The 4,706-nt window shown below is 65.3% G+C and carries 6 protein-coding genes; 1 reads left to right on the top strand and 5 read right to left on the bottom strand.

Annotated features, from left to right (window positions below; translation table 11 throughout):
- Window positions 1-123 precede the first annotated feature (123 nt).
- The 4 genes from VMS96_09540 to VMS96_09525 all read right to left on the bottom strand — a co-directional run bounded on the left by VMS96_09540 (window position 124) and on the right by VMS96_09525 (window position 3,117).
- Window positions 124-555: an NUDIX hydrolase gene (locus tag VMS96_09540; GenBank protein HVP43666.1), complete on the bottom strand. Its 432-nt coding sequence runs from the start codon at window positions 553-555 to the stop codon at window positions 124-126.
- Window positions 556-562: 7 nt separating this feature from the next.
- A complete protein-coding gene (locus tag VMS96_09535) occupies window positions 563-1,066 on the bottom strand; it encodes a hypothetical protein (protein HVP43665.1) in 504 nt (167 codons plus the stop codon).
- A gap of 179 nt (window positions 1,067-1,245) precedes the next feature.
- A complete protein-coding gene (locus tag VMS96_09530; GenBank protein HVP43664.1) occupies window positions 1,246-1,959 on the bottom strand; it encodes a nitroreductase family protein in 714 nt (237 codons plus the stop codon).
- 174 nt (window positions 1,960-2,133) lie between these two features.
- On the bottom strand, window positions 2,134-3,117 hold the full coding sequence (locus VMS96_09525; protein HVP43663.1) for a hypothetical protein: 984 nt from the start codon (window positions 3,115-3,117) through the stop codon (window positions 2,134-2,136).
- A 117-nt stretch (window positions 3,118-3,234) separates the two neighbouring features.
- On the opposite strand from VMS96_09525, the gene VMS96_09520 reads away from it, so the two are divergent.
- Window positions 3,235-4,122, top strand: a complete 888-nt coding sequence (locus VMS96_09520; protein ID HVP43662.1) for a hypothetical protein — start codon at window positions 3,235-3,237, stop codon at window positions 4,120-4,122.
- A gap of 58 nt (window positions 4,123-4,180) precedes the next feature.
- On the opposite strand, the gene VMS96_09515 is transcribed toward VMS96_09520, so the two are convergent.
- A complete protein-coding gene (locus VMS96_09515) occupies window positions 4,181-4,354 on the bottom strand; it encodes a hypothetical protein (protein HVP43661.1) in 174 nt (57 codons plus the stop codon).
- Between the last annotated feature and the right edge of the window lie 352 nt (window positions 4,355-4,706).

The following is a 4,706-nucleotide window of genomic DNA, read 5'->3' as shown; positions in this document are numbered from 1 at the left end:
ACCAACCGCTGAGGCGCGCTACGAGCTGCATCACGAGACATCCCCAGCCAACGACAAGCAACGGGACCACCCACGGGTAGGCGCGGAGGAATTCATCCACCGGATCCTTGGCGATTGTGCTCATCATGGCTGGTTCCGCTGGAAACCCTTGCGAATGACGTTGGCGGCGGAATCGGCGATGGCGAAGGTCTCCAGTTCAGCAGCGCTGATCCAGCGGACCTCGCTGACGTCGCTGCCGGGCCTGGCCTCGCCGGCGAGCTTGCGGCAGAGGAAATCCACCAGCACGTAGTGGTAGCGGGTGCGGCCGTGAGCGTCGGGGATGATGCGATCGAAGACCTCAAGCACCTCGCCGACCTCCACGGTCAGGCCTGTCTCTTCCAAGGCTTCGCGGGCGGCTCCGGCGCGCAGGGTCTCGCCCAGTTCGAGCACGCCACCGGGGATGGACCACTCGCCCTTGAGCGGTTCGGTGGCGCGGCGCACCACCAGGGCGCGGCCGCCGCCGATGATCACCGCCCCGACACCGACGATGGGACGATCGGGATAGTCTCGCTTCATAGTGAGTCTAGGCGGGCCCGCGCCCGCCGGTGAGCAGGCCGCGCGGGGCCACGTCCACGATCTTCCAACCGGCGGCGCCGCGCTCGAAGGTGAAACGAGCCTGTCCGCTGCTGCGGACCGGAGGGCGGCCGGCGGGGCTGTAGCTCTGTTCGACCTGCAACTCCACGTTCACCATGGCGCGGGCGTCCTGCGGTGTCGTGTCCAGGATGCGGAAGTAGGCGCGGAAGGAATCGTGCTGCTCCAGGCGCGCGCGCATGCGGTCGGCAAACAGGGCGTAGCCGTCGAATCGCCGGGCATCGAAGGCCGACAGCAGCAGCCTGGGGTTGCGGCGGGTGAACCCGTCGGCAATGCGCGACAACAAGGCGTTGGCGACGGCGTCGGAGAACTGCTCGTCCTTCAGGACGTCCGGTCGGCTGGACTTGCCGGCGTCGGCAGCGCCCGCGGGCTGCTGCGCCCGGACCGGTGACAGGGCGAGGAGCAGGACAGCAGCAAGGATGGTGGCGCGCTTCATTTTGTTTTCATCACGTACACGCCGTCCCAGTCCCGGGCCGGGGATTCGGCACAGAATTCGAGACAGCGCCGGAGCAACACCTGCGACGGACCGTCCTCAGGGTAATTCGCCAGGAGCGCTTCGAACAACCCCGGCGCCCAGTACTTGGCAAAATCCCAGGAAGGGGCGGGGTCGTTTGTCTAAAGATCTAGGCCGTTGCCCCAGCGATCGGCGAAGAGCAGGCTGGGGCGCGGGAAACGGCCGCCGTAGAGCTTGTCGTTGCCTTTGCGATGGCCGATGGCCAGCAAGGCGACCACCCGCACCTCGTTGGGGATGCCCAGGAGCTGTTTGACCTTGTCTTCGAGAAAGCCTTCCATGGGAGCGGTATCGTAGCCAAGGCACTCGGCCATCCACATCAGGGTGGTGAAGGCGATCATCACGTGGCGATTGACCCAGACGTGGGTGTTGCCGCTGATGCCTGCAGCCTCGCCGCCGATGCCGCCAAGCAGGCTGTTCACTGCTTTGCGGGCGCCGTCGTTACCGGTTTCCGGGAAGCCGTGCTGATTGCCCAGGCCCAGCATCTGTTCCAGATCGCCCTTCTTCCAGCCGAGCGGATCGCCGCAGGCGACGACCACGACCGGCGCTTCCTCCACCCGGGGCTGTCCCATAGCGGCCTCGCGCAGCTTCTTGCGGACTTCGGGGTCGCGGACCACGACGAAGCGCCAGGGCTGAAGGTTGTAGCCGCTGGGAGCTTCCAGGGCGGCGTCCAGCATCTTCTTCAGGTCGGCCTCAGGGATGGGAGTGGATTCGAAATGGGGAGTAGAGCGGCGGTCGCGGATTGCCTCACTGAGCGGCCTCTCCTGCCCGGCTGCCGGGCACCGGGAATCAAGCCTGGGAACTCGTTCAGTCGCCATCGTTACTTCCTTTCCATGCGATTAAAGCGGGCAACGTGACGTACGGGCCCGGGTATCACGATGTTTCGATGCCGGGGAAGGTGGCAGCGATTCGGGCAAATGGGCATCGCTGGTTGACAACCCAGAAAAAGGAACCCGCACAAAGTGCGCGCGGAACGTCTTTGTGACCTCGGACTACTTCACGTCCTTCATGGCCAGCATGGAACCATAATCGCGGCCAGAGGGCTCAGTGGCGCGGGCCACCACGCCGGCAAAGGCCTCGCGGTATTCCGGGTAGCGGCTGGCCACGGCCTTGATGACGCCCATATTGTCGGCATAAGCCTGCTGGGTGTCCGAGACGTCCGGAGACTGGTATTTCACCAGCAGGTAGAGATCGTCGCCGACCGGGACCATGGAGACGTAGGTGACCTTGTAGGTCCTGCCAGCGCCCGCCAGATCGGAGGGGCCGTCGAAAGGCAGATCGTTGGGACGGACCTGGGCCATCTCGTCCACCAGCTTGTCGAGCGGGCGGGTGCTCATGAACTGGACCGGCGCGGTGACGTCCCATGCGGCCAGGTAGTAGAACCAGGCGTTGTGACTCTGGCCCCGGGCCTTGTAATCGCGGGCCTTTTCCAGGAACCAGGCAGCGTTGTGGCCGGCCAGTTGTACCGGCTTGAGATAGAAGCCTGCCAGCTTCCAGGTGCCTTCGTTCTTCAGGATCTGGGTCAGGATGAAAGGCATCTTGGGTGCGGTGAGGTCCTGGATGATGATGGCGTACTGCCCCGGCAGAAGGCCGTTGAGGCGAAATGCGGTAGCGTCGGGAGAGTTCATGATGCCGCAGAAGAACTCGGCGGTCTCCAGCGGCTGGGAGCCCTTGGCGTCCAGCACGTACAGATTGCGGATCCTGGCGGTGGCCCCGGCGAGACTGGGCTTGTATTCCCCAATGACGGCCTCGATGCCGCCAAAACTCCCCGCCAGAGTGCCGGTGGAACCCTGCCGCAGGTTGAACAAGTCGCCCTGGACCGTGTAGTCGGTGACCTGCTGGGCGGTCTGCGCGATACCGGAGCGGGTGGCCGCGTCCACCTCGTTGCCGACGCTGCACGAAGTGCCGGGCGCGGTCTGGGCCATCCCCGTCCACGTCGCCATTAGGACGAAGGTAATAAGCGTATTGCGGATCATGGCTGGTTACTCTGAGATAGATGCTATCCCGACGCTCTCAGATGTCAATGGCGCCGTGGCACAACATCCGATGTACCGGCGGCGGGTGTAGAATCGGGCGCACGGGGACCCGCTTTCTTGACGCCCATCCGCAACATCGCGCGCGTATTGCTGGTGCTGGCCGGAATCGCCTGCTGGGCGCAACCGAGGTCCGCCCAAGTGGTGGACGATCGTTTGCAGCCGCCCGAAGGGCCATCGGCACACCAGAAGGCTGGGGGCGGGCCACGAGGCCGTGATCACGAACCTGGCAAGCACAAGAACCCGGGCCGCACAGGAGTCGCGCATCCGCCCCCAGCCCTGGGGGAAGAGCAGAAGCCTGCCCCCGCTCCGGCGCCCGCTCCGGCAACACTCGCACAGCAGCCGCCCAATGCCCCCCAGGTCAGTTTTCGCAACGGCCTGCTGACCGTGACCGCCAATAATTCCACCCTGGGCGACATCCTGAACCAGGTGCGGAGCAAGACCGGCGCCCGCATCGAGTATCCGGATAGTCTGTCCCAGGAGAGGGTGGCGGCGGTGGTGGGACCGGCCCCGGCCCCGCAGGTCCTGGCCACATTGTTGAACGGCACGCGCTATGACTACATCCTGCTGGGTGTGGACGGCAGGCCCGACCTGCTGCAGCGAGCGATCATCACCTCGCGGGAAGCCGGTGGTGCCGCACCTCCAGCGCCGACCGCGCAGGCGCGTGCCACCACTAGACCTGCCGCCGCCGATGAAGAATCCGATGTGCAGCCGGACGAGACGGTGGAGCAGCCCGAGGAAGCGCCGCAGCCCCCGCCTCAACCGGTACAGCAGCCCGGGCCGCAAGGCCAGCCGTTCCCGCAGCTCCAGGTCCCGCAACCACAATTGCCGCAGCCGCAGGGAGAGCCACCGCAGCCCGGCCAGCCGAAGACGCCGGAGCAACTTCTGCAGGAGCTCCAGCGCATGCAGCAGAAGCAGCAAGAACAGCAACAGCCGCCACCAGAATAGTCCCTGGCGACAGCGAGGACAGCAGGGGTTGTCTTGCGCCTGTCGGCCGGGAAGGAGGTCAGCGGCTGGGCTGGATGGCGGCCTGTGCAGGAACGGCGACCGGCTCCGGCCGGGGGTGACGCCCGAAGGCAGCCAGGATGGCCCAGATGGCGGCGTAGCCAGCGCCGATCCCGATGCCGACGGCTGAAACGCTGGTGAAGAAGATGGTGGTCGAGACCAGTAATGTGTGCACGTCGTCCGCCTTGTCTGATGCCTGGTGCCGGACCGTGGCTGCCCGGCAACCCTAACAATCTTTCATTTCGCCCCTTGTCGTAAACGTCACCGAAGGACGTGTACTGCGGTAGCTAGTGGCCGGTAGCTGGTAGTTAGGGGCCGGCGGCGTTTCGCCTAGCTACTAACTACCAGCTACAAGCTACTACTTCTTCTTCTCGGCGTTCCATATAGTTCGCGACACGGCCCGCCCGCAGAACGGGCAGAAGTTGAGGCGCTTAGCGGGCGTGAACGAGCGCACAGCGCGAGTGGGAGCCCGCTGCCGAAATCCTGAGCGAAGCGAAGGATCCCTCACTTCTTCTTCTCGGCGTTCC

The organism is Terriglobales bacterium (genome assembly GCA_035543055.1).
In the GTDB taxonomy this organism is placed as follows: domain Bacteria; phylum Acidobacteriota; class Terriglobia; order Terriglobales; family Acidobacteriaceae; genus JAIQFD01.
This window is presented reverse-complemented; position numbering and strand designations above follow the sequence as displayed.

Bases quoted from the DNA above. Each gene is read 5' to 3' on its own strand.
- VMS96_09540 (HVP43666.1), bottom strand. From the start codon at position 555: ATGAAGCGAGACTATCCCGATCGTCCCATCGTCGGTGTCGGGGCGGTG.
- VMS96_09530 (HVP43664.1), bottom strand. From the start codon at position 1,959: ATGGCGACTGAACGAGTTCCCAGGCTTGATTCCCGGTGCCCGGCAGCC.
- VMS96_09525 (HVP43663.1), bottom strand. From the start codon at position 3,117: ATGATCCGCAATACGCTTATTACCTTCGTCCTAATGGCGACGTGGACG.
- VMS96_09535 (HVP43665.1), bottom strand. From the start codon at position 1,066: ATGAAGCGCGCCACCATCCTTGCTGCTGTCCTGCTCCTCGCCCTGTCA.